Origin of the sequence: Thermalbibacter longus, assembly GCF_023806485.1 — a bacterium.
Classification (GTDB): domain Bacteria; phylum Chloroflexota; class Chloroflexia; order Thermomicrobiales; family Thermomicrobiaceae; genus Thermalbibacter; species Thermalbibacter longus.
The window spans coordinates 73,600-94,248 of sequence record NZ_JAMSLR010000009.1 but is presented as its reverse complement, the minus strand read 5'-3'; the positions used below and the strand labels follow the sequence as shown (position 1 = coordinate 94,248).

Here is a 20,649-nt window from a genome sequence, read left to right as displayed (position 1 = left end):
GGGCAAGGGATGGACCAGCAGCTTGGGAACGAGCCAAGACCGCCTCGTCAGGTCGTCCGGCTTATCCCGTTACGCCAGCTAGTCTAGGCAGAAACCCTGTGCCTGTCTGTCGGGAAAAGTTAGACATGTTGCTCGCTGATGCCGGATGCGGCCGCGACTGCTGGCTCGAGACGCTCTTTCCACGGTGGTGCGAGCGGGTAAAGTAGTAATCGACATCGGGCTGCCGGATCAGGGAACGCCTGGCCGGCGAGCAGGCGAACAGGAGCCGGAAGAGCTAGGGAGGCAGGCGATGGAGCACCGGAACCTCGACCCCCTGGGAGCGCGCGCGACGCTAGTGACCCCAGAGGGAGAAGTAGCGTACTACCGCCTGGCGGCGATTGCCGATCGGATTGCCGCCGGGTTCGAGCGGCTTCCCTACACGGTGAAGGTGCTGCTCGAGAACGTGCTCCGGCACGCCGGCAGCCCTCCATTCAGCACGGATGACGTCGATCTCGTTGCTGCATGGCGACCTGGCCTGAAGGAGGGGAGGGAGTTTCCCTTCCTGCCCGCGCGCGTCGTGCTCCAGGACTTCACCGGCGTGCCGGCTGTCGTCGATCTAGCCGCCATGCGCGCGGCGATGGCCCGGCTCGGCGGCGATCCGGCGAAGGCCAACCCGCTGGTGCCGGCCGACCTGGTCATCGACCACTCCGTCCAGGTCGATGTCTTCGGAACGAACATCGCCTTCCGCCGCAATGTCGAGCGCGAGTACGAGCGCAACCGCGAGCGATACGCCCTGCTCCGCTGGGCCCAGCAGGCGTTTCGGAACTTCCGGGTCGTACCACCAGGCACCGGTATCGTGCACCAGGTCAACCTGGAGTACCTGGCCTCGGTCGTGACGGTGCGCGGCGTCGGGGAAGTGCCCGTCGCTTTTCCGGACACGCTCGTCGGCACCGACTCGCACACGACGATGATCAATGCCCTGGGGGTGCTGGGCTGGGGAGTCGGCGGCATCGAGGCCGAGGCGGTGCTGCTCGGCCAGCCGATCTACCTTCTGATGCCGGAGATCGTCGGGCTTCGACTGGTGAACCAGCCACCGGGCGGCGTGACCGCCACGGATCTAGTGCTCACCGTCACCGAGCTGCTGCGCAAGGTCGGCGTGGTCGGCAAGTTCGTCGAGGTGTTCGGCCCGGGGCTTCGCTACCTCAGCTTGCCCGACCGCGCGACCATCTCCAACATGGCGCCGGAGATGGGCGCAACGGCAGTGATGTTCCCGATCGACGAGGAGACGCTCGGCTACCTCAGGCTCACCGGCCGCAGCGAGGGGCACGTGCAGCTCGTCGAAGCCTACGCCAAGGAGCAGGGGCTCTTCCGCAGCGACGACAGCGCGGAGCCACTCTTCGACCAGGTCGTCGAGCTGGACCTGTCAACGCTCGAGCCGAGCGTGGCGGGGCCACGGCGGCCGCAGGATCGTGTGCGGCTCTCCGAAGTGCGCCAGAGCCTGCGAGCGGCCTTCCCCGATCAGTTCCCGGAGCCACAGCCGTCTGAGGAGGAGGCTGAGCGCTTCGATTGGGAGGGCGGGACGGTTAACGAGGAAGAAGAGCCGAGCGCTCCAGTGGTTCCGGTCGATCCCCGCCCGAAGGCCGTCGACGTGCGGCTGGATGGCCGGCATGTCGAGCTGCGCCACGGCTCGGTGGTGATCGCTGCTATCACGAGCTGCACCAACACGTCCAACCCCGAGGTCATGCTCGGCGCTGGAATCCTGGCGAAGAAGGCGGTCGAGCGAGGGCTGGACGTAAGCCCGGCGGTCAAGACGAGCCTGGCACCGGGCTCAGGCGTGGTGACCGCGTACCTCGAACGGGCTGGGTTGCTGCCGTACCTGGAGGCGCTGCGCTTCCACCTGGTCGGTTACGGTTGCACGACGTGCATCGGCAATAGCGGGCCGCTGCCGACGCCGATCGCCCAGGCGGTGCAGGATCACGAGCTCGTCGTCGTCTCGGTGCTGAGCGGAAATCGCAACTTCGAGGGACGGATCCACCCGCAGGTGCGGGCCAGCTATCTCGCCTCGCCGCCGCTGGTGGTGGCCTATGCCATCGCTGGTCGGATGGACATCGATCTCACGACCGAGCCGGTCGGCTACGACCCGAATGGCGAGCCGGTCTACCTCTGGGAAATCTGGCCCACGCCGCAGGAGATCCGCGAGGCGATGGAAAAGGCGATCGGGCCGGAGCTGTTCATCGAGCGGTACCGCGATGTCTTCACCGGGGACGAGCACTGGCGCTCGTTGCCGGTACCCGAAGGCGACCTCTATGCCTGGGAGCCTGATTCGACCTACATTCAGGAGCCACCGTTCTTCAAGGATTTACCGCTGGAGCCACCGCCGCTGGCCGATATCCGCGGAGCCCGCGTGCTGGCGGTGCTGGGCGACTCGGTGACGACTGACCACATCTCCCCGGCTGGCTCGATCCCGGTCAACAGCCCGGCCGGCCAGTACCTGATCGCTCGTGGGGTGGAGCCGAAGGACTTCAACAGCTACGGCGCGCGGCGGGGCAACCACGAGGTGATGGTACGCGGCACGTTCGCCAACATCCGCCTGCGCAACCGCCTGGCGGGTGGGCGCGAGGGCGGCTGGACGACCCATTTCCCGAGCAGCGAGCTGATGACGATCTATGAGGCCTCGACGCGCTACCAGGCGGAGGGCGTGCCGCTCCTGGTCATCGCCGGCAAGGAGTACGGCAGCGGCAGCTCGCGCGACTGGGCTGCTAAGGGGCCGATGCTGCTGGGCGTCCGGGCCACCATCGCCGAGAGCTACGAGCGGATCCACCGGAGCAACCTGGTGGGGATGGGTATCCTGCCGCTCCAGTTCCTGCCGGGCGAGAGCGCCGAGAGCCTGGGGTTGACGGGCCACGAGGTCTTCGACGTGCTGGGCATCGCCGATGGGCTGGAACCGGGAGAGCTGCTGCGCGTGCGGGCGACGAGGCCTGATGGGTCGACCGCAGAGTTCCAGGTGATCGCCCGGGTCGATAGCGCGACGGAGGTCGAGTACTACCGGCACGGCGGCATCCTGCAGTACGTGCTGCGGCGGCTGTTGCGCGCAGAGTAGACAGGGTAGGCGCAGTAGCCGGCTCGGTGGGGCCGGGTGGCTGAGTTCCCGGGTACGGAGTATAGCGAGGGATATGTCGCGATAGGCATCCGCTCAGCCACCTGGCTGCCCCTCCTGGTTCGAACCCGCCCCCGCCGGCTACTCGTGCGCTACCCGCTGGCACCGAAGGCAGCCCGCTGGCATCATCGAGCCCGGCGTCTCGTGACCGCCCGAACGCGGAAGGATCGCGCGCATGGCCAGTCCGACCACCATCACCGCCCGGCTCGATAACGGCCTCACCGTCGTCCTGAGGGAGCTGCATCGGGTTCCGGTCGTCTCCTGCTGGGTCTGGTACCGCGTCGGCTCGCGCAACGAGCCGCCCGGCCTCACTGGTATCTCCCACTGGGTGGAGCACATGCTCTTCAAGGGCACGCCCCGCTTCCCACCGGGCAGCATCTTCCGCGAGGTGAACCGCTGGGGCGGTACCCTGAACGGCTTCACCTGGATCGACTACACGGCCTACTTCGAGACCCTACCGAACACCGCCGTCCGGCTAGCCCTCGAGATCGAGTCCGACCGGACGCAGCACGCCGCCTTCGACCCCGCCGAGGTCGAGCGCGAGCGGACGGTCATCCTATCCGAGCGCGAAGGCAACGAGAACCAGCCCGCCTACTTCCTGCGCGAAGAGGTGCTCGCCGCCGCCTTCCGGGCACACCCCTACGGCCAGCCGGTGATCGGGCACCGCGCAGATCTCCTGTCCATCACTCGCGAGGAGCTCTACCGCCACTATCGCACGTTCTATACCCCTAACAACGCCACGCTGGTGCTCGTGGGCGACTTCGACGCCGAGCAGATGCTCCGTTCGGTCGAAGACCCCTTCGGCCGGATCCCCGCCGGCCCCGAGCCGCCGGCGGTGCGCGCCCGCGAGCCCGAGCAGTGGGGCGAGCGGCGGGTGACCGTGCGCCGCCCAGCACCGACGCCGGTGCTGCTCATGGCCTGGCACGCTCCCCCTGCCGCCAGTCCCGACGCCCCGGCGCTGGTTGTACTCGATACTGTTCTGTCCGGCGCCAAGCCCGTTAGCTTCGGCGGCGGGGGTATGGGTCGAAGCTCTCGACTCTACCGCGCGCTGGTCTCGAGCGGCCTGTGCAGCAGCGCCGCCTCCAGCTTCGCCCTCACTATCGACCCCTACCTGTTCACCGTCTCGGCCACCCTCACGCCGACGGCCGATCCCGGCCAGGTCGAAGCCATCGTCGAGCGCGAACTGGCCAGGGTGCGCGAGGAGCCAGTACCGCCAGACGAATTGGCCCGGGCGATCCGCCAGCTCCGCGCGCAGTTCGCGCAGGCACACGAGCAGGTCACCGCGCTGGGCTACTACTTGGGCATGCTTCGTACCGTCGCGCCGGAGCGCGACCCGGACGCACTGCTCGACGAGCTCGAGAGCGTCACGCCGGACGAGCTGTTGCGAGTGGCCAACACCTGCCTCGTGCCGGAGCGACGCACCGTCGGCTGGCTTGAACCGGCTGGGGCAACGTTGGGTGCCGCACCGCCAGCCGAACTGCTGGCCGCGCGGCCGCACTTCCTGGTCGATCCCGGCCCCGAGCCTGTCATCTATCCCCGGGTAAGCCTGACGATCCGGCAGGACAGGCTGGCTAACGGCTTGACCTTACTCGGCCACCACGACCCGACCAGCGAGGTGGCGGCCGTCGCGCTACGCCTCCCGGCTGGAGCCGCCCGTGACGGTGACCGGCCGGGCACCGCCTACCTCACCGGCCAGATGCTGACCCACGGCACCGAGGCCCGCAGCTTCGACGCGCTCAACGAGGAGCTCGACGCGCTCGGCGCTGCGCTCTCGGTCAGCGTGGGGCGCGACGCCGTCGACGTCAGCGCGACTTGCCTGCGCGACGATCTGCCGCGCATCGTCGAGCTGCTAGCCGAAGTCGCCTTGCGGCCGACCTTCCCCGAAGACGAGCTGGAGCGCGTGCGCGCCCAAGCGCTGACCGCGCTACGCCAGGCGCTCAACAGCACGCGCGCTCAGGCCGATTACACGCTGCGCAGCCTGCTGTACCCGCCGGGGCACCCCTACCACCACCGGGTGCTCGGCACCGAGGAGCGACTGCGCGACGCGACCCGCGAGGAGCTGGTCGACTTCCACCGTCGCTTGTACCGGCCAGACCGAGCGTACCTCGCCGTTGCCGGTGGGGTGCCAGTCGAGGAAGCCTGGCGGCTGATCGAAGCGGCGTTCGCGGGCTGGGAACCCGGTGAGGCGCCGGAGCTCGCCATCCCGCCGGTCGAACCGCCCCCTGGCCGGGTGCGCCGTCGGGAGAGCCTGCCCGGCAAGAGCCAGGCCGACATCGCGCTCGGCTTGCCGGTCATTCCTCGTCATCACCCCGACTACGAGACGCTACGGCTGGCCAACATCGTCCTCGGCCGTCTCGGCCTGATGGGCCGGCTGGGAGCCAGCGTGCGCGAGCGTCTCGGGCTGGCCTACTACGCCAGCAGCACGCTCGAGGCCGGCCTCGGGCCAGGTCTCTGGATGGCGTACGCCGGCGTCAACCCGGTCAACATCGAGCGCGCGATCGAGCAGATCATCGCCGAGGTGATCCGCCTGCGCGAAGAACCGGTTGACCAGCGCGAGCTCAGCGATGCCCGCACATATCTGCTCGGCAGCCTGCCGCTGGGGTTGGAAACCAGCGGCGCGATCGCCTCCCTGGCCCTCGACCTCGCCTGCTACGGTCTGGGACTGGACTACGTCGATCGTTTGCCGGATCTGATCGGGAGCATTACGGCTGAGCAGATCCAGCAGGTCGCACGGCGGTACCTCGACCCGGAGCGGATGGCGATTGCGGTGGCCGGGCCGGAGGCGCCTGCGGGGGAGACCGTGCCCACCCCGGTGGCATAATCTGGCTGGGAGGGAGATCGCCCTCCGCTGGCCGACTGACGGGGAGCACGGGAAGATGAGCGCACAGCCGGTCTACACAGTCTTCTGGCTCTACAAGGCGACGCCGCGCTGGCGGGAGCTGCCGCCGGACGCTCAGGGAGCAGCTCGCGAGCGGTTCCTGCGGGTGCTGGGCGATACCGAGGACGTGCGCCTGCGGGGAGCCTACTCGACCATCGGCTTTCGCGCCGACGTCGACCTGATCCTCTGGCTGCTGGCCGACGACCCGGAGCGCCTGCAGCGACTCGCGGTCGCGCTCAACCGGACACCGCTGGGGCAGGCGCTGGAGATGCGCTACGCCTACCTCGGCGTCGCCGGAGCCTCGCAGTACGACCCCACCCACGGGCCAGCCTTCCTGCGCGGCGTACCCCCCAAGCGGTACCTGAGCGTCTATCCGTTCATCAAGACGCCGGAGTGGTACCTGCTGCCGTTCGAGCGCCGGCGCGAGCTGATGATCGAGCACGGGCGACTCGGCGACGAGTTCCCGAGCGTCCTCACCAATACGGTCAACTCCTTCGGAGTGCAGGATCAGGAGTTCATCGTCGCCCTCGAAGACGACGACGTCGCCACGCTGGTGACGATGGTGCAGCGGCTCCGCGCCGCCGAGGTGCGCCGCTACACCCAGCTCGATACGCCGATCTTCCTCGGCCTGCGCAAGGAGCCGGAAGACGTTCTGGCCGACCTGAGCTAGCGATCCGCCGCCAGTGACGCCGGGAGGGAGAGCGGAAGACCTCTGACACCGGGCCCGCCCCAGGCAGCCGGGATTCCAGGCAGGCCGCCGCAACACAGGGGAGGTGGTCGCATACGTAGTCGCCCCTGCCGACCAGCCAGGGAGCTAGCCACGTCGCCTTCGGCGCCGTCCGGGGCGGAGGGTGCCCTGAGGGCAGGCAACCTCGAGCTTCGAGCCCAGCCAGTGGGCAAGTCCTCCACCTGGCCACTGGCGGCTGGTCGGGCGGGGGTCTCCTGCACCACGGCAGCGAGCAGATTCGGCGAGTGGCACCGAGCGATCACGCCAGCATCGCCACCGAGAGCCCGACCGGAATCCCGATGAGCGAGGCTAGGAAGTTCACCGCGTCGTTGGTCAGCCCTGGCCAGCCGCGATGAGGCAAAGACGGAGCTCCGCAGCGATGCACCGCTGCCTCCGTGGCCGCCTGGCAGGCAGGGCACCAGCGCACCTCCTGCACCGTCGCCCCGAGCACGCTGTCGACGAGCGATCCCGCCAGCCCCGCCAGCGCGCCGAGCGCGAGCGCGGCACCCAGCCCGATCGCTGCCGGCCCGCCCTCCAGCAGGAGGGAGAGCCAGCCGACCGCGCCGATCCAGAGTCCGCCGGCCGTCGCTGCGAGCAGGCCCAGCGGGGTGACCCCGCCGGCCGTCCCTGGCGGCACGACGGCCAGCGTCGTGACCAGCCGCGGCGGGCGACGGCTCAGCCCGCCGATCTCGGTCGACCAGGTATCAGCCGTGACCGCGGCGAGAACCCCTAGATAGGCAGGGAAGAGCGACGTAGCCAGGCCGGCCGAGCCCGCGGCCAGCGCAAGCGCGGTCGCGGCTCCGCCGTTGGCCAGCACCTGCATGAGGTCGCGCCGGGCGCCCTTGGCCGCGACTTCGCCGAGCGCGCGCTTGCGCTCGCGTCCCAGCGCCGAGAGCGCGCTGCCCGACACGAAGAGGGCGACCATCGGGACGGCCCAAGCTAGCCCGCCGAGCCCGAAGACGATGGTGCCGGACACCAGCGCCCCGGCAGCCCCGCTCCAGGTCAGCGCCCGGCGCCAGACTCCGGCCCCGGCGATGGCTGCGCTGAGCGCCAGGCCGAGCGCGAGCCGGCCGATCAAGCTCTCGGGCACCACGCCTGCCTCCGCCCGGTTCCCGTTCGATCGCCCGGATATCTTGCCACCGTGCGCACCCCGGCCGAGCGCGCGAGGTGTCGATCCACCGTCGTCCTCACTCCCGGGAGGGACGGAAGAGCGTGATCAACCCCTCTTCCTGGATCTCGAACACCCAGCCTTCGACCTCGACGATGGCCGGGCTGCTGATCTCGCCGAACCGGACTACCACCCGGTACCCCTCGATCTCGAAGGAGCGGATCGCGTTGGGCGCGAAGGGGTGACGTGGATTGCGATAGATGTGACGACTGCCACCCGCCCGATCCACAGCTTCACCCGCCAGGCGGAGGGCAGTCGCCTCGTCGATCGTCATCGTGCCTGCCTCTCTGGATTCGCGTCGACCCGGTAGCTGACCCGTGCCGCTGCCGGTCTACCGAGCCGCCGGAGTATACCCGCCACGGCATCGCCTGCTGGCGGCATCACAGGTACAGCGTACCGCACGGCTGGCGGGACTGCGCCGTCCGCTCTTGATACGACCAGCGCGTCACGGGACTGGCCTCGCTCCCCGGGAGACGGTCGATGCATGCAGCGCGCATTCTAGAAAGGTTTCCGGACGCCAGGAATCCACGAGCTTGCTGGGTTCGACAGGGATGCCGCAAGCGACCGCCCGCGCCGGGCCCTGGCGCCAGGCCAGGGCTCGGCGGTGCCGGGAGGGCATGACCGGCAGGGCGGGCGCAGGCACGCGCTCGATGCGTGGCTCCCGGGCCACCGGATCGCGGGCTCGAGCGGGCCGGGAGCCGGCGAGGCACCGCCGGGTCGAGCGGGCTGCGGCGCCGGGAAGCGGAGAGCGAGGGTGCCGTAGTGGTAGAATGAGGTTGTGCGCGGGGTGTCGTACGCCTCGGGCCGGTAGCTCAACTGGCAGAGCAGCGGACTTTTAATCCGCGGGTTGTGGGTTCGATTCCCACCCGGCCTACCACTGGGCTCTACCCGACAGTCGTCGGGCTATGCATGCCGGTGCACGCCCTCTTGCCGGCCGACTAAGCGCGCTAGCACACCCGCCAGGCTACGCTCTCCTCCGGGTTCGCTTCGCGAAGAGGAGTCCCTCGCTCGCCTGTCTGGCCTGTGTAGGGTACATCGCTCGCGGCTTCTCGCCAACGAGTCCCGACTATCAGTCGACGCTCGTACCCTCGGTCACCGGTGCGGCCATGCCCCATTGGGCCTGTAACCGCTCGTTTTGCTTTAGGCTGGAACTCTCCAGGCAACCGGACAGGTTTACTGCAATAAAGCTCACTCTATGCTGCCTCCAGCGTGATGCGTGACCCGGTCACAGCGGCATCGGATGAGTGTTTACCGTATGGAGGACGCCACACTCTGAACGCAGCGTTCTCCCTAAGGGGTGGGATACAGTGGTCGAATGCTCCCACACCGGACTTCGCTTGCCGTCCTGGACTCGCGGGCCGTTCGGCGGCACAATGGGCCAGAGGGTCGAGCCACGAGGGGAGGGAGCAGATGAGCGAGACAATCGCGATCGACGCCGAGCTCGTCGAGCGCTTGCTCCACGAGCTCGCGCGCTACGGCGCCTGGGGCGACACCGGCGTCGTCCGCAAGGTGTATACGCCGGAGTGGGTCGGAGCTCAGCAGCAGGTCATGCGCTGGGCCGAGGAGTCTGGCCTCCACGCTCGACAAGACGCGGTCGGCAACGTTTGGGCTCGGCTCGAAGGGCTCGAGGGAGGGCCGAGTATCGTCACCGGGTCGCACATCGACTCCCAGGCGCCAGGCGGGCGCTTCGACGGCGCGCTCGGCGTCATCGCTGGACTCGTCGCTCTCCGGACGCTCCGCGAGCGGTTCGGCACGCCCCGGCGCACACTCGAGCTCGTCTCTTTCTGCGAGGAGGAGTCGAGCCGCTTCCCGGCCACCAACTTCTGGGGATCGCGCGCCGTGACTGGCCTCATCGGCCCCGACGAGCCCGAGACGCTGCGCGACTACGATGGCGTCACGATTGCCGACGCCATGCGCGCGGTCGGGCTCGATCCCCGCCGCATTCCGGAGGCGAAGCGAGACGACATCGACGTCTTCATCGAGCTCCACGTGGAGCAGGGCCCGATCCTCGAGCAACAGGGGCTCCCGGTCGCAGTCGTGACCGGCTTCCCGGGAATCCGCCACTACCTGGTCGAGGTTCGCGGTCGCGCCGACCATGCCGGCGCCATGCCGATGGATCTGCGCCAGGATCCGATGCCGGCCGCCGCTGAGATGATCAGCGCGGTCATCGCCCGGGCACGCGAGATCGGTCGTCCGGCCGTGACCACCGTTGGACGGGTGCTGGTCGAGCCCAACTTTCCCGCCATCGTCCCAGAGAAGGTCAGTTTCACCATCGATGTCCGGCATCCCGACCCCGCAGCCCTATCCGAACTCTGCGCCGCCCACGAGGAGACCCTGCGCTCGATCGCTCAGCGCCATGGCCGCGAGGTGAGCTGGCGGATCACGACGAGCCATCCGCCGTGCTCCTCCGACCCTGAACTCGTCCAGCTCTTCCTCGACGCTGCGGCCGAACAGGAGATCCCGGTGACGACCATGCCCAGCGGGGCGGTGCACGATGCCCAGCGGATGGCGCATATCGCCCGGGTGGCGATGGTGTTCGTCCGGAGCGTGGGAGGCCGCAGCCATACCCCAGCCGAGTTCACCACGACTGAGGACGCCGTAGCCGGCATCCAGGTCTTGACAGCCGGGCTGCATCGCGTGGCCTACTAGGATGGCCAGGCGAGCGCTCCAGCGCGGTTACCCCTCGTGGTCGCCGGCAGAGCCTGATCGGCCTCCGAGGACTCAGATCGCGAACCCCTCGTGGAAGGGGTCGTCGTCCCTGAGTACCAGCGTCGCGATCCCCATACAATAGGACATCGTCGAGATCTCGGAGACGACGCCTTCGGTGCCGGCAGCCACCGTCCGCGCGGTGAAGCGCAGGCCGAGCGGGCTCTCGTGGTAGAACTCCGCACCCAGCGGCAGTCGGCCGGCCTGGTGCAGCAGGGCCACCCGCGCCGCAGTGCCGGTGCCGGAGGGCGTGCGCCCCATAGTGCGAGGCGCGTAGAAGTTCGCCACGCGGGAACCGGCCGGCTGCCCATCTCCCGGCGGCATCGGGCGCCCCTGCGCGTCGACGTCCTCGTACAGCGTGATCAGGTCGACCGGCCGGCCTGCCTGCACGCTGGGCACGTCGGCGCGCGCCTGCTCGCGAGCCGCCCGCCAGATTCGCGTGCCGGTATCCAGCACCTGTTCCCGTTCACTCGGGGCGATATCCGGGCCCAGCCGCAAGCCAACCGTAGCCGCGGGCACGAAGGCGTAGAGCAGGCCGCCCCACGCCAGCTCGGCCTGCACGGCGCCCAGCCCCTCGACTTCCAGGGTGGTCGCTCCGAGCGCGTGCGACCAGCCGCTGCGCATAGTGACCGAGCGCACGCGCCCGCCGGCCAGCTCCACCGTCACCGGCACCGGCCCCAGCACCGTGTCGAGCCGCAGCAACTGCTCGCCGTCCTCGAGCTGTCGCGGGGCCATGCCGCTCTCGACCAGCGCGACCGCGACGCTGAAAGTAGAGTCGCCGCAGGCCTCGAAGTAGCCATCGGGGTGAACGAAGATCACCCCGGCATCACAGCCCGGGGTGGCCGGTTCGGTAAGGAAGGCGCCGAGCATGTTCCGATGCCCGCGCGGCTCGCGACAGATCAGCGCCCGCAGGTGGTCGTACCGCTCGGCCAGGTAGGCCTGCTTCTCGGCCATCGTCTTGCCTGGCAGCGGCGGGCAGCCACCGACCACGATCCTCGTCGCCTGCCCGTGGTGGTAGTCCCAGACGTGGAGCACGTGACGCGCATGCCCGAACATTGCCTCGCTCCTCTCCCTCCCTGGCCACGATCCCTCCCGCTTGCCGCATCCTACGCGCTGGAGCAGGCACCTGCAACCCGCCAAAACATGACTATCAGAGCCGTGGAAGGCGGACCGTTCCAATCCGAGCGATCGATGGGCCGGCATCCACCTTGCACTGGTCCGCCCTGGCCTGCTAGGCTGCCGGTGAGAGGCAGCGCGAGTGCAGGACAGATGGCTGCAGCTCGTTCGAGGGACTGCTAGGCCTGATGAGCGCGGAGGGAAGATGAGCGGGAAGGATCCAGAGCGCACACGCGACCCCTATGCCCTGGGGATCGTGCCGCCACAGCCCTTCGCAGCCAAGGCGCCGCTCCGCGGCCAGCTCGTCGCTGTCCTGCGCGTCACCTTCGAACGACGCGGGCTGGAGCTCGAACCGGTCGGCTCGCGCGCCTTTCCGGACGGCTCGATAGCCGAGCTGGCCGTCACCGACGAGCCCGATGCCCAACCCGGCAAGACCGTGCAGCGCGCGGCCTACCTCGGCTTCGTGCGCTTTCCGACCGGCGGGATCGTCATCGTCGGGGACACGTGCTCGATCGCCGGCGAGACTGTCGGCGTGGTCGCTGGCTTCGATACCTCACACGAGCCGAACCACCTCAACATCGTCGTGCGCGCTGACCGCCTGGCCCACGGTGCGGAGCGCGGCCTGACTCCCGGCCAGACGGTGGAGTTCGTGCTCACATCGTCGGGCAAGGCCTGACGAGCGCGACCGCCCACCGCGCTCGCCGGCGGAGCAGGGTATCCGGCGAGTCGCCGCCTCCGGGCCGACCCACGGTGCGCTGCTCGCGGCCCGCTCGCTCCATCACTGCACAGCTCCCGGACGAGCCCCGAGCTTGGCAGGGGAAGACAGCGCGCCCGTAGCCGCTCACGCCGAGTCGCTCAGGCCCCGCCTTGCAGTGACTTGACATAGAGATATTGCGCGGCCATGTCTCTCGTCCCGAAGTCGGCCTCCACGGACTGGCGGTACACCTCCAGCAGGCGCTCGAAGATCGGGAGTCGCGCCCCTAACTCCTCGGCCATCGACCGCGCCAGGGCGAGATCCTTGAGCAACAGGCCCAGCGCGAACCCCGGCTCGTAGCGCTCCTTGGCGATGAACAGCTCGTAGTTGCGCTGGTAGATGCCGCTCCGGCCGTAGCTCACGTTGAGGATCTGGAACAGCTTCTCCTTGTCGAACCCGAGGAGATCGGCTAGCGCTAGCGCCTCGGCCACGGCCTCGGTGTAGAAGCCGATGAAGAAGTTGTTGAGCAGCTTGACGATATACCCCGCCCCCGGGTCTTCACCCACGTGAAAGATGTTCTTGCCCAGGAGGCCGAAGAGCGGCTCGGCCCGGGCGAAGCTTTCGGCCGAGCCCCCAGCCATGATGGTCAGCGTCGCGACCTCAGCGCCCTCCACTCCGCCGGAGACCGGCGCGCCTACAAAGCCCACACTCTTCTCTGCCAGCGTCGAGGCCACTCGCCGGCCCAGCGTCGGGCCGATCGTGCTCAGCTCGATGGCCAGTTGGCCCGCCCGGCCGGTCTCGGCTACGCCACCTGGACCGAGGTAGACCTCCTCCACCTCGACTGGTCCCGGCAGGCTCGTGCACACCACGTCCGCTTCCCGAACCACTTCCGCCACGCCCAGCCGCACCTCGCCGCCGGCCGCCGCGAACCGCTCGCGCGCCGGCGCGGCGATGTCGTAGCCGACGACCCGGTGCCCGCCGCGCAGGAGGTTGCGGCTCATCGGGAAGCCCATGTTGCCCAGGCCGATGAATCCGATCGTCGCCATGGGTCGACCTCCAGTCAGCGCCCGCTCCCTGCGAGCGATCGAAGCGCCTCATCCTCTCGATGGTCTGTCGAACTCGCCCTCACCGTACTCCCGCCCACCGGCCCTGTCAACCTCTTGCTTACCAAACAGGCAGCTCGCTGCCGGAGCGGCACGCAGCTGCTCTCTCCCTCCTCGAGCTGCTCCCCCCCCTGATATCCGGCGCCGAGACTGGGTAGGGCCTTGACAGCGGTCGGTATCTGGTATATGATGTCTACAACATCAGACCGCAACGGACGAGGAGCAGGTGTGGCGACCCAGACCCCGGTTACACCGCTTACCCGGACCTCACTGGCCGAACAAGCCTATGAGGTCATCAAGCGGATGATCCTCGAGTTGAAGCTTGAGCCAGGTGAGCTGATCACCGAGGCTAAACTCGCAGCCATGCTCGGCATCAGCAAGAGCCCGATCCGTACCGCCTTGGTTCATCTTCAGCGTGACGGGCTCGTCGTGATCACGCCGTTCAAGGAGACGATCGTCGCTGAGCTCCGCGTCGAAGATGTCCGCGACATCTACGAGGCACGGTCGCTCATCGAGCCCTATGTCGTCGAGCAGGTCGTACCGCGACTGACCGAGGATGATCTGGCCGCGTTGGATCAAATTCTCGACCGGGCGCGAGACTCCCTTGCCCGCGAGGACTTCCCGGAATTCTTCCTCACCAACAACGAGTTCCACGGATTCTTCATCGACAAGCACAGCAACAAGCAGCTCTCGTCGTTCATGGCCACGATCGATTCCCAAATGCAACGCATTCGCATGATCTCAGCCAGCATCATGAGCCACCCGCAGAAGCAGATGCAGGAGCACGAGGAGATCTTTAGCGCCGTTCGTAGAGGTGATGCCGCAAGTGCGGCCGCCCGGATGCGCGAGCACATCATGAGATACCTGGACGATGTGCTCGCGGAGGTCGCCTCCGGCCGGCTCCGGCACTGGTTTACCGGATGGCCGGGGCGACCATCATCGGCAAAGGAGAACGGATGAGATCAGCAGATGTCGTCGTCATCGGCGCTGGCGTAGCGGGGGCGAGCGTCGCGTACCACCTCAAGGAACTCGATGCAAACCTCCACGTTGTCCTCCTAGAAGCGCAGGAATCTCCGGGTGCCGGAGAGACCTCCAAGGCAACCGGTGGTATTCGCTTGCAGTTCGGCACCGAGGCCAACATCCGCCTCAGCCAGCTCAGTCTCCCGTATTTCGAACAGTTCCTCGAGCGTTTCGGCGTCGATCCCGGGTTCAGGCAGCACGGCTACCTATTTGTAACGACCAGCCCGGAACATTGGGAGACCCTTCAACGGCAGGCAGAACTCCAGCGCCAGTGCGGAGTCCCGACGCAGCTTCTGGTTCCTGATGAGATTGCCGAACTCCACCCGGCCCTCCGCGTCGACGACTTGATCGGCGGAGCTTATTGTCCACTGGACGGATCGCTCGACCCGTACACCGTGGTGCAGGGCTTTCTGGCACGGTTCCGTGAGCTCGGAGGAGAAGTCGTCACCGAGAGCCTTGTGACTGGCCTCTCGGCAATGGATGGCTCCGCGTGGCGGGTGCAGACACCTGAGCAGACCTGGACGGCCCAAACCGTAGTCCTGGCAGCCGGGCCGTGGACACGGCAAGTTGCGGCGTATGCCGGTATCGATCTTCCCGTCTTCCCGTACCAGCGCCAGGTCTTCGTCGTGGAGCGCCCGCCCAGCGTGCCGAGCAGTGTACCGCTCACCGTCGACGTCGATACCGGGTGGTATGCCCACACACACGGGTACGAAGTGCTACTCGGCGGTACAGACAAGGACGATCGCCCGGGATTGGAGGCCACCGTCGACTGGGATCGATTCGCCCGTATCCACGAGGCAACCGCGCGGAGGATGCCCGTCCTCGTCGAAGCCAAGGTCGTGCGCGCGTACGCCGGGGCACGGTCGCTCACACCCGATCACCATCCGATTCTCGGTCCAGTTGAGGATAAGGAGGGGTTATACGTGGCGTGCGGGTTCAGCGGGCACGGCGTTATGCATAGCCCAGCGGTGGGGCTATTGGTGGCCGAATGGATCGTCCATGGGGCGCCAGTTACATGGGACGCCTCAGCGCTCACGGCCACGCGCTTCCGCAGTGATCTCCGCTTGACAGAATCGGTCATCTTCTAGCCGCGATTGTCAACGGGACGTATCAGTGCGCGTTTACAAAGAGACGATCGCTTGGCGAGGGAAGAACGAAAGGAGAACGACAGATGGCACGAATCGTGATTACCAACGGGACGATCATCGATGGTACCGGTCGAGATCCGATCGAACGAGGCACGGTCATCATCGAGGGAGACCGGATCGCGAGCGTCGAGGATAGAGCGCATCGTGGCGAACCTGGCGATACGGTGGTCGATGCCACTGGGCAGACGGTGTTGCCTGGTCTCATCAACCTGCACGATCACGCGTATCGCAAGCGGCTCCGGTACGTCACCCCAGGCGTCTCGTCGTACCGCGAAGCATCGAATCGCTTGGTGAGAGAATCCCCGACGTACCTGGCTGTGCTCTCAGCGAGCAATCTCTTGATCGAGCTCAGAGCCGGCATCACAACCACTCGAGAGGTTGGCGCCGGCTATGACATCAGCGTCACCTTGCGCCGCATGATCAACGAAGGATTGCTCCCTGGACCACGCATGTTCGTAGCAGGGCAGGCGATCTCGATGACGGGCGGACACGGATACTGGATGGCTCGCCAGGCAGACGGCCCCGATGAGGTACGCAAGGCGGTGCGCGAGCAACTCCTGACTGGCGTCGACCACATCAAGTTCATGGCCACAGCTGGCCTTGCCCGTTACCCTCAGGAGCACCCACAGCACGTCGAGTTCACCGAGGAAGAGCTCCGCGCGGGGATCGAGGAGGCGCACAAGCACGGTAAGAAGACCTGTGCCCATGCCTATGCCACCGAAGGCATCAAGAATGCGATCAGGGCAGGGATCGACTCGATCGAGCATGGCGTTTTCTTAGATGAAGAAGCGATCCATATGATGATCGAACGAGGGGTCGATCTCGTGCCAACGATGAGTGGGCTCTATCGAGTTGCCGAGTACTACCGCGAGGCCGGGGATCAAGCGACCTGTGACTTGATCTATGACCTCGCTCTGCGTCCCCAGCAAGAGAGCTTCGCCCAAGCAGTACAGGCAGGCGTTCGGTATGGGGTCGGCACCGACAGCGCCGGTGAAATGGTCGAAGAGATGCTCCTCATGCAAGAAGCTGCCGGCATCAGCGCGATGGACTGCATCGTCGCCGCAACCGGTAACGCGGCCAAGATCATGGGCATGGAGGATCGCTTCGGCACGCTGACCCCTGGGCTCGCGGCTGACGTCATCGTAGTCAACGGGGATCCGCTCAGCGACGTGCGTGCACTCCGGTCCATAGTTCACGTCATCCGCGACGGAAAGCACTTCGTCCGCGACGGCGAGCTGTACCTGTAGCGGAGCCGCTGGCGCAAGTTCACGACAGTCGCTCGGCACCGCATTGCCGCGGCGATTGCACTGAGGAGGGAGCACCATGAACGAGCAGGGGAACACGGTATCGGCTCGACGGGCGCTCGCTCGTGTCCAATCCCGGCGTCGCTTTCTCCAGTTTGCGGCGGGCGGCCTTGTAGGCACGGCAGCGCTCTTGGCGGCGTGCAGTCAAGCTTCCGATGAGCAGACTCCTGGAGGTGAAGACGCTGGCCCTGGTACGTCATCGACCCCAACGGTCGCCACGCAACCTGGCGGTGAAACACCTACTGGATCGTCTACACGCCCTATCGTCATCGCGCAGGGTGTCGACATCGCCTCGTTCGATCCCCACGAGGACACGTCCACGGTTGCCATCGCTGTCTTTCGAAATGTCTTCAACTCGCTCGTGGAGCGCGATCACGAGCTCAACCTCGTCCCAGCGCTGGCGGAATCGTGGCAAACGATCGACGAGCTGACGTGGGAATTCCAGCTTCGACGTGACGTGCTTTTCCATGATGGGAACCCGCTGACATCGAAAGACATCAAGTTCAGTATCGAACGAGTACTCGACCCGTCCGTCAATTCGCGATCGCGCACGCGAGTGGAAGTGATCGATCGCGTTGAAGCGGTGGATGACTATACTGTCCGCATTATTACGAGAGAACCATTTCCTCCTCTGCTTACGATACTCGGCTATCTCTACGCACTTCCAGCGGACAAGTATCAAGAGATGGGTTCAGAACAGTTCGCTGTCTCACCGATCGGTACAGGCCCCTACAAGTTCGTGGAATGGGTCAAGGACGACCACATAATACTAGAACGGTTTGAGGACCACTGGGGCGGCAGCCCGTCTATCCCATCCGTCGAGTTCCGTCCAATTCCAGAGGCCGCGACACGCGTGGCGTCACTGTTGGCTGGCGAGCTCGACCTCGCTACGCTGATCCCCATCACGGATATACCGACCATCGAACAGCGATCAGACTTGGATATCCGCACGGTGCCCAGTACTCGCACCATCTTCATCGGCATGAATACCTGGAATCCGCCCTTCGACGACGTGCGCGTACGGCAAGCACTAAACTACGCAGTGGATGTCCAATCGATCATCGACAACCTTCTCGGGGGACACGGGCTGCGAATCGCCTCAGTTTCAGGTCCAGCTGAGTTCGGCTTCAATCCGAACCTCGAGCCGTACCCGTTCGACCCTGAGAAGGCAAAGCAACTGTTGGCCGAGGCCGGCTACGCAGACGGCTTCCAGACAACCTTGGATACACCCGTTGGCCGATACCTGCAGGACCTCGAGGTTGCACAGGCTGTGGCAGGGTATCTCGCGAATGTTGGCATTCAAGTCGAGGTAAGGCCAGCTGAGTTCCAAGAGTACTTCACACGCTGGTTGAATCTGGAAATTCCTGGGCTGTACCTCCTCGGCTGGGGTGCGTCCACGCTCGATGCGGATGGCGTCATGGGCGGGCACTTCCACAGCAAGCGTCGTGGCCTCTACTACAACTCACCCGAAAGCGATCGCATGATCGAAGAGGCAATGAGCGAGTTCGATCCCGAAAGAAGGGAAGCGATCTATCACGAGCTCATGGCATACCTGCACGAGCAGGCTCCATGGATCTTCCTCTACGTGCAGGAAGACATCTACGGAGTCAAGGCAGATCTGCGCTGGCAGCCTCGCTCGGACGAGCTGCTCAATGTCCATGAGATGAGCTGGAGCTAACCGCAGCTGCCTGAGGGACATACAACGTTCGCACCCCGGGCGTTGTCACGTCGCTTCGGGGGCGACATCGGGCGATAACGGCGCTCTCTCGGAGGCGAGATGCTCGCATTCCTTCTGCATCGAATCTTACATGCGTTCTTCGTGATGCTCGGCATCTCTTTTGTGGTGTTCATCCTCATACACCTCTCAGGTGACCCTGCAGCGATGATGGTCCCGGAGGATGCAACACCCCAACAGGTGCAGGAGATCCGCGAACGCATGGGATTCGATCGACCCATTCTCGTTCAATATGGACTCTTTCTCGGTCGCGCGCTGCAAGGCGACTTCGGCTATTCGTACAGGATTCGACGCCCTGCCCTCGACCTCGTTGTGGAGCGTATACCCGCCACGCTTCGCCTTGCAGTTACCTCCGCGGTCGTATCGCTCGGCTTGGGGATTCCGGTGGGCATCCTCGCCGCGACGAGGCAGGGCTCGTTTTTCGATCGCCTGAGCATGATGGCGATCTTGTTCGGCCAATCGATGCCGACGTTCTGGTTAGGCATCATGCTTATTCTGATCGTTTCAGTTCAGCTTGGTTGGCTGCCAACGTCGGGCTACCGTGGCCCAGAATACATCATCCTTCCGGCAGTAACCCTTGGTCTATACACATCCGCTATGGTAGCGAGAATTCTGCGTTCCAGTCTCATCGAAGTTCTCAGCCACGATTACATTCGCACAGCTCGCTCGAAGGGCTTGGCCGACAGAACGATTCTGACCAGACATGCGCTAAAGAACGCGGCCATTCCAGTGGTGACAGTGATCGGGCTCCAGATCGGTTATCTCCTAGGAGGCTCGGTCGTCACAGAGACAGTTTTCAGTTATCCGGGTATGGGCCTTCTTGCGATCCAAGCGATCAGAGGGCGAGATATTCCTGTCCTACAAGCTTTTGTAGTGAGTATCTCCGCAGTGATCGTCCTCCTGAACCTTCTTGTCGATGTCTTGTACACATACCTCGATCCACGCATTCGCTACTAGCGGAGATGGTCGATGGCCGACATCCGTTCATGTACGGTTGAGACGCGACTCGCAAGCTTCGAAGTACGCCAGGAGCCGCCAGCGTACAGGCGATACCTGCGGTCCCTGCGAACGAACCTGCCTGCCTTGGTCGGTTTGTTCGTGCTGATCGGTATCGGTATCGCCAGTGTTGCTGCGCCGCTTCTCGCTCCACACGACCCGGCGGTCCAAGACATAGCACGACGCTTAGTCCCACCAGCCTGGAGCACTGGGGGCGATCCTCGTTACCTTCTCGGGACTGACGCTCTAGGTCGCGACGTGTTGAGCCGGATAATCTACGGCTCGAGAATATCGCTGGCCGTTGGCATCTTAGCGGTTACCGTCCAAGGCTGCATCGGAGTCGCACTCGGCCTGCTCGCCGGGTACTACGGTAAGCGCGTCGACTCCATCATCATGCGGATTGCCGACCTCCAGTATGCATTGCCATCACTCATCTTGGCGATCGCGATCATGGCCGTTCTCGGCCCCAGTCTCAGGAACGTCATCCTCGTCATAGGAATCACCGGGTGGGTCTACTACGCAAGAATCGTTCGTGGCGAAGTCTTGGCCTTGCGCGAGCAGGAATTCGTCGTCGCATCGAGGGCCATCGGGTGTCATAGTCTCCGGATTCTGCTCCGTCACATCCTGCCGAATGTGACGTCCTCGATCGTCGTTGTCGCCAGCTTGCAAGTTGCACGGGCCATCATCACTGAAGCGTCCTTGAGTTTCCTGGGACTCGGAGTCCCGCCTTCGATCCCTACCTGGGGCGGTATGGTCTCGGAAGGCCGCCAGTATGTTGCCACCGCCTGGTGGATCTCTGGGATCTCAGGGGCAGCCATCTTCATCACAGTGATGGCTATCAACCTCGTCGGTGACTGGATCCGAGATGAACTAGACCCGGCTTCGAAGAGAGCACGTCAGGTGAGTACATCGTAGATA

At 65.8% G+C, this 20,649-nt stretch carries 15 protein-coding genes and 1 tRNA gene; 12 read left to right on the top strand and 4 right to left on the bottom strand.

Translation table 11 applies throughout. The features are described from left to right. Positions 1 to 289 precede the first annotated feature (289 nt). From acnA to NET02_RS12445, 3 genes are all read left to right on the top strand, one after another. Positions 290 to 3,079 carry an aconitate hydratase AcnA gene (acnA, locus tag NET02_RS12455; protein ID WP_284057749.1) on the top strand — a complete coding sequence of 930 codons (2,790 nt, stop codon included), beginning with the start codon at positions 290 to 292 and terminating at the stop codon, positions 3,077 to 3,079. Positions 3,080 to 3,311: 232 nt separating this feature from the next. Continuing rightward, on the top strand, positions 3,312 to 5,957 hold the full coding sequence (locus tag NET02_RS12450) for a M16 family metallopeptidase (RefSeq protein ID WP_284057748.1): 2,646 nt from the start codon (positions 3,312 to 3,314) through the stop codon (positions 5,955 to 5,957). 55 nt (positions 5,958 to 6,012) lie between these two features. Then, positions 6,013 to 6,684 (top strand): chlorite dismutase family protein, encoded by a 672-nt coding sequence (locus NET02_RS12445; protein WP_284057747.1) that lies wholly within the window; start codon positions 6,013 to 6,015, stop codon positions 6,682 to 6,684. A 316-nt stretch (positions 6,685 to 7,000) separates the two neighbouring features. On the opposite strand, the gene NET02_RS12440 is transcribed toward NET02_RS12445, so the two are convergent. Together NET02_RS12440 and NET02_RS12435 are read right to left on the bottom strand one after the other, a co-directional pair. Beyond that, positions 7,001 to 7,831: a DUF92 domain-containing protein gene (locus tag NET02_RS12440; protein ID WP_284057746.1), complete on the bottom strand. Its 831-nt coding sequence runs from the start codon at positions 7,829 to 7,831 to the stop codon at positions 7,001 to 7,003. Between the two features lie 97 nt (positions 7,832 to 7,928). Further along, the gene (locus NET02_RS12435; RefSeq protein WP_284057745.1) at positions 7,929 to 8,183 is read right to left on the bottom strand and encodes a protein-L-isoaspartate o-methyltransferase 1; all 255 of its coding nucleotides are present in this window, start codon (positions 8,181 to 8,183) and stop codon (positions 7,929 to 7,931) included. A gap of 527 nt (positions 8,184 to 8,710) precedes the next feature. Between NET02_RS12435 and NET02_RS12430 the strand changes: the two genes are divergently transcribed. Both NET02_RS12430 and NET02_RS12425 read left to right on the top strand, forming a co-directional pair. Continuing rightward, positions 8,711 to 8,786: transfer RNA gene (locus NET02_RS12430), tRNA-Lys, on the top strand. A gap of 533 nt (positions 8,787 to 9,319) precedes the next feature. Beyond that, entirely contained in the window at positions 9,320 to 10,558 is a 1,239-nt protein-coding gene (locus NET02_RS12425; protein ID WP_284057744.1) for a Zn-dependent hydrolase, read from the top strand. Between the two features lie 72 nt (positions 10,559 to 10,630). Here the strand turns inward: NET02_RS12425 and NET02_RS12420 are convergent, their stop codons facing one another. Then, a complete protein-coding gene (locus tag NET02_RS12420) occupies positions 10,631 to 11,671 on the bottom strand; it encodes a proline racemase family protein (RefSeq protein WP_284057743.1) in 1,041 nt (346 codons plus the stop codon). 265 nt (positions 11,672 to 11,936) lie between these two features. Between NET02_RS12420 and NET02_RS12415 the strand changes: the two genes are divergently transcribed. Continuing rightward, positions 11,937 to 12,407: a DUF6917 domain-containing protein gene (locus NET02_RS12415; protein ID WP_284057742.1), complete on the top strand. Its 471-nt coding sequence runs from the start codon at positions 11,937 to 11,939 to the stop codon at positions 12,405 to 12,407. Positions 12,408 to 12,586: 179 nt separating this feature from the next. On the opposite strand, the gene NET02_RS12410 is transcribed toward NET02_RS12415, so the two are convergent. Beyond that, positions 12,587 to 13,471 carry an NAD(P)-dependent oxidoreductase gene (locus NET02_RS12410; protein ID WP_284057741.1) on the bottom strand — a complete coding sequence of 295 codons (885 nt, stop codon included), beginning with the start codon at positions 13,469 to 13,471 and terminating at the stop codon, positions 12,587 to 12,589. 285 nt (positions 13,472 to 13,756) lie between these two features. On the opposite strand from NET02_RS12410, the gene NET02_RS12405 reads away from it, so the two are divergent. The 6 genes from NET02_RS12405 to NET02_RS12380 all read left to right on the top strand — a co-directional run bounded on the left by NET02_RS12405 (position 13,757) and on the right by NET02_RS12380 (position 20,646). Next, positions 13,757 to 14,488, top strand: coding sequence for a GntR family transcriptional regulator (locus NET02_RS12405; protein ID WP_284057740.1), 732 nt, complete (start codon positions 13,757 to 13,759; stop codon positions 14,486 to 14,488). Continuing rightward, entirely contained in the window at positions 14,485 to 15,636 is a 1,152-nt protein-coding gene (locus tag NET02_RS12400) for an NAD(P)/FAD-dependent oxidoreductase (protein WP_284057739.1), read from the top strand. Before NET02_RS12405 ends, NET02_RS12400 begins: the two co-directional genes overlap by 4 nt. An 83-nt stretch (positions 15,637 to 15,719) precedes the next feature. Next, positions 15,720 to 16,943 carry a metal-dependent hydrolase family protein gene (locus tag NET02_RS12395; RefSeq protein ID WP_284057738.1) on the top strand — a complete coding sequence of 408 codons (1,224 nt, stop codon included), beginning with the start codon at positions 15,720 to 15,722 and terminating at the stop codon, positions 16,941 to 16,943. 76 nt (positions 16,944 to 17,019) lie between these two features. After that, complete coding sequence (locus NET02_RS12390) at positions 17,020 to 18,678, top strand: ABC transporter substrate-binding protein (protein WP_284057737.1); 1,659 nt, start codon at positions 17,020 to 17,022, stop codon at positions 18,676 to 18,678. Between the two features lie 99 nt (positions 18,679 to 18,777). Continuing rightward, positions 18,778 to 19,692, top strand: coding sequence for an ABC transporter permease (locus tag NET02_RS12385; RefSeq protein ID WP_284057736.1), 915 nt, complete (start codon positions 18,778 to 18,780; stop codon positions 19,690 to 19,692). A 12-nt stretch (positions 19,693 to 19,704) separates the two neighbouring features. Then, a complete protein-coding gene (locus NET02_RS12380) occupies positions 19,705 to 20,646 on the top strand; it encodes an ABC transporter permease (RefSeq protein ID WP_284057735.1) in 942 nt (313 codons plus the stop codon). Positions 20,647 to 20,649 lie beyond the last annotated feature (3 nt).

What these genes read in the sequence shown, in the direction of transcription:
- acnA (WP_284057749.1), top strand. Translation starts at nt 290, where the DNA reads ATGGAGCACCGGAACCTCGACCCCCTGGGAGCGCGCGCGACGCTAGTG.
- NET02_RS12450 (WP_284057748.1), top strand. Translation starts at nt 3,312, where the DNA reads ATGGCCAGTCCGACCACCATCACCGCCCGGCTCGATAACGGCCTCACC.
- NET02_RS12445 (WP_284057747.1), top strand. Translation starts at nt 6,013, where the DNA reads ATGAGCGCACAGCCGGTCTACACAGTCTTCTGGCTCTACAAGGCGACG.
- NET02_RS12435 (WP_284057745.1), bottom strand. Translation starts at nt 8,183, where the DNA reads ATGACGATCGACGAGGCGACTGCCCTCCGCCTGGCGGGTGAAGCTGTG.
- NET02_RS12425 (WP_284057744.1), top strand. Translation starts at nt 9,320, where the DNA reads ATGAGCGAGACAATCGCGATCGACGCCGAGCTCGTCGAGCGCTTGCTC.
- NET02_RS12420 (WP_284057743.1), bottom strand. Translation starts at nt 11,671, where the DNA reads ATGTTCGGGCATGCGCGTCACGTGCTCCACGTCTGGGACTACCACCAC.
- NET02_RS12415 (WP_284057742.1), top strand. Translation starts at nt 11,937, where the DNA reads ATGAGCGGGAAGGATCCAGAGCGCACACGCGACCCCTATGCCCTGGGG.
- NET02_RS12410 (WP_284057741.1), bottom strand. Translation starts at nt 13,471, where the DNA reads ATGGCGACGATCGGATTCATCGGCCTGGGCAACATGGGCTTCCCGATG.
- NET02_RS12400 (WP_284057739.1), top strand. Translation starts at nt 14,485, where the DNA reads ATGAGATCAGCAGATGTCGTCGTCATCGGCGCTGGCGTAGCGGGGGCG.
- NET02_RS12395 (WP_284057738.1), top strand. Translation starts at nt 15,720, where the DNA reads ATGGCACGAATCGTGATTACCAACGGGACGATCATCGATGGTACCGGT.
- NET02_RS12390 (WP_284057737.1), top strand. Translation starts at nt 17,020, where the DNA reads ATGAACGAGCAGGGGAACACGGTATCGGCTCGACGGGCGCTCGCTCGT.
- NET02_RS12385 (WP_284057736.1), top strand. Translation starts at nt 18,778, where the DNA reads ATGCTCGCATTCCTTCTGCATCGAATCTTACATGCGTTCTTCGTGATG.
- NET02_RS12380 (WP_284057735.1), top strand. Translation starts at nt 19,705, where the DNA reads ATGGCCGACATCCGTTCATGTACGGTTGAGACGCGACTCGCAAGCTTC.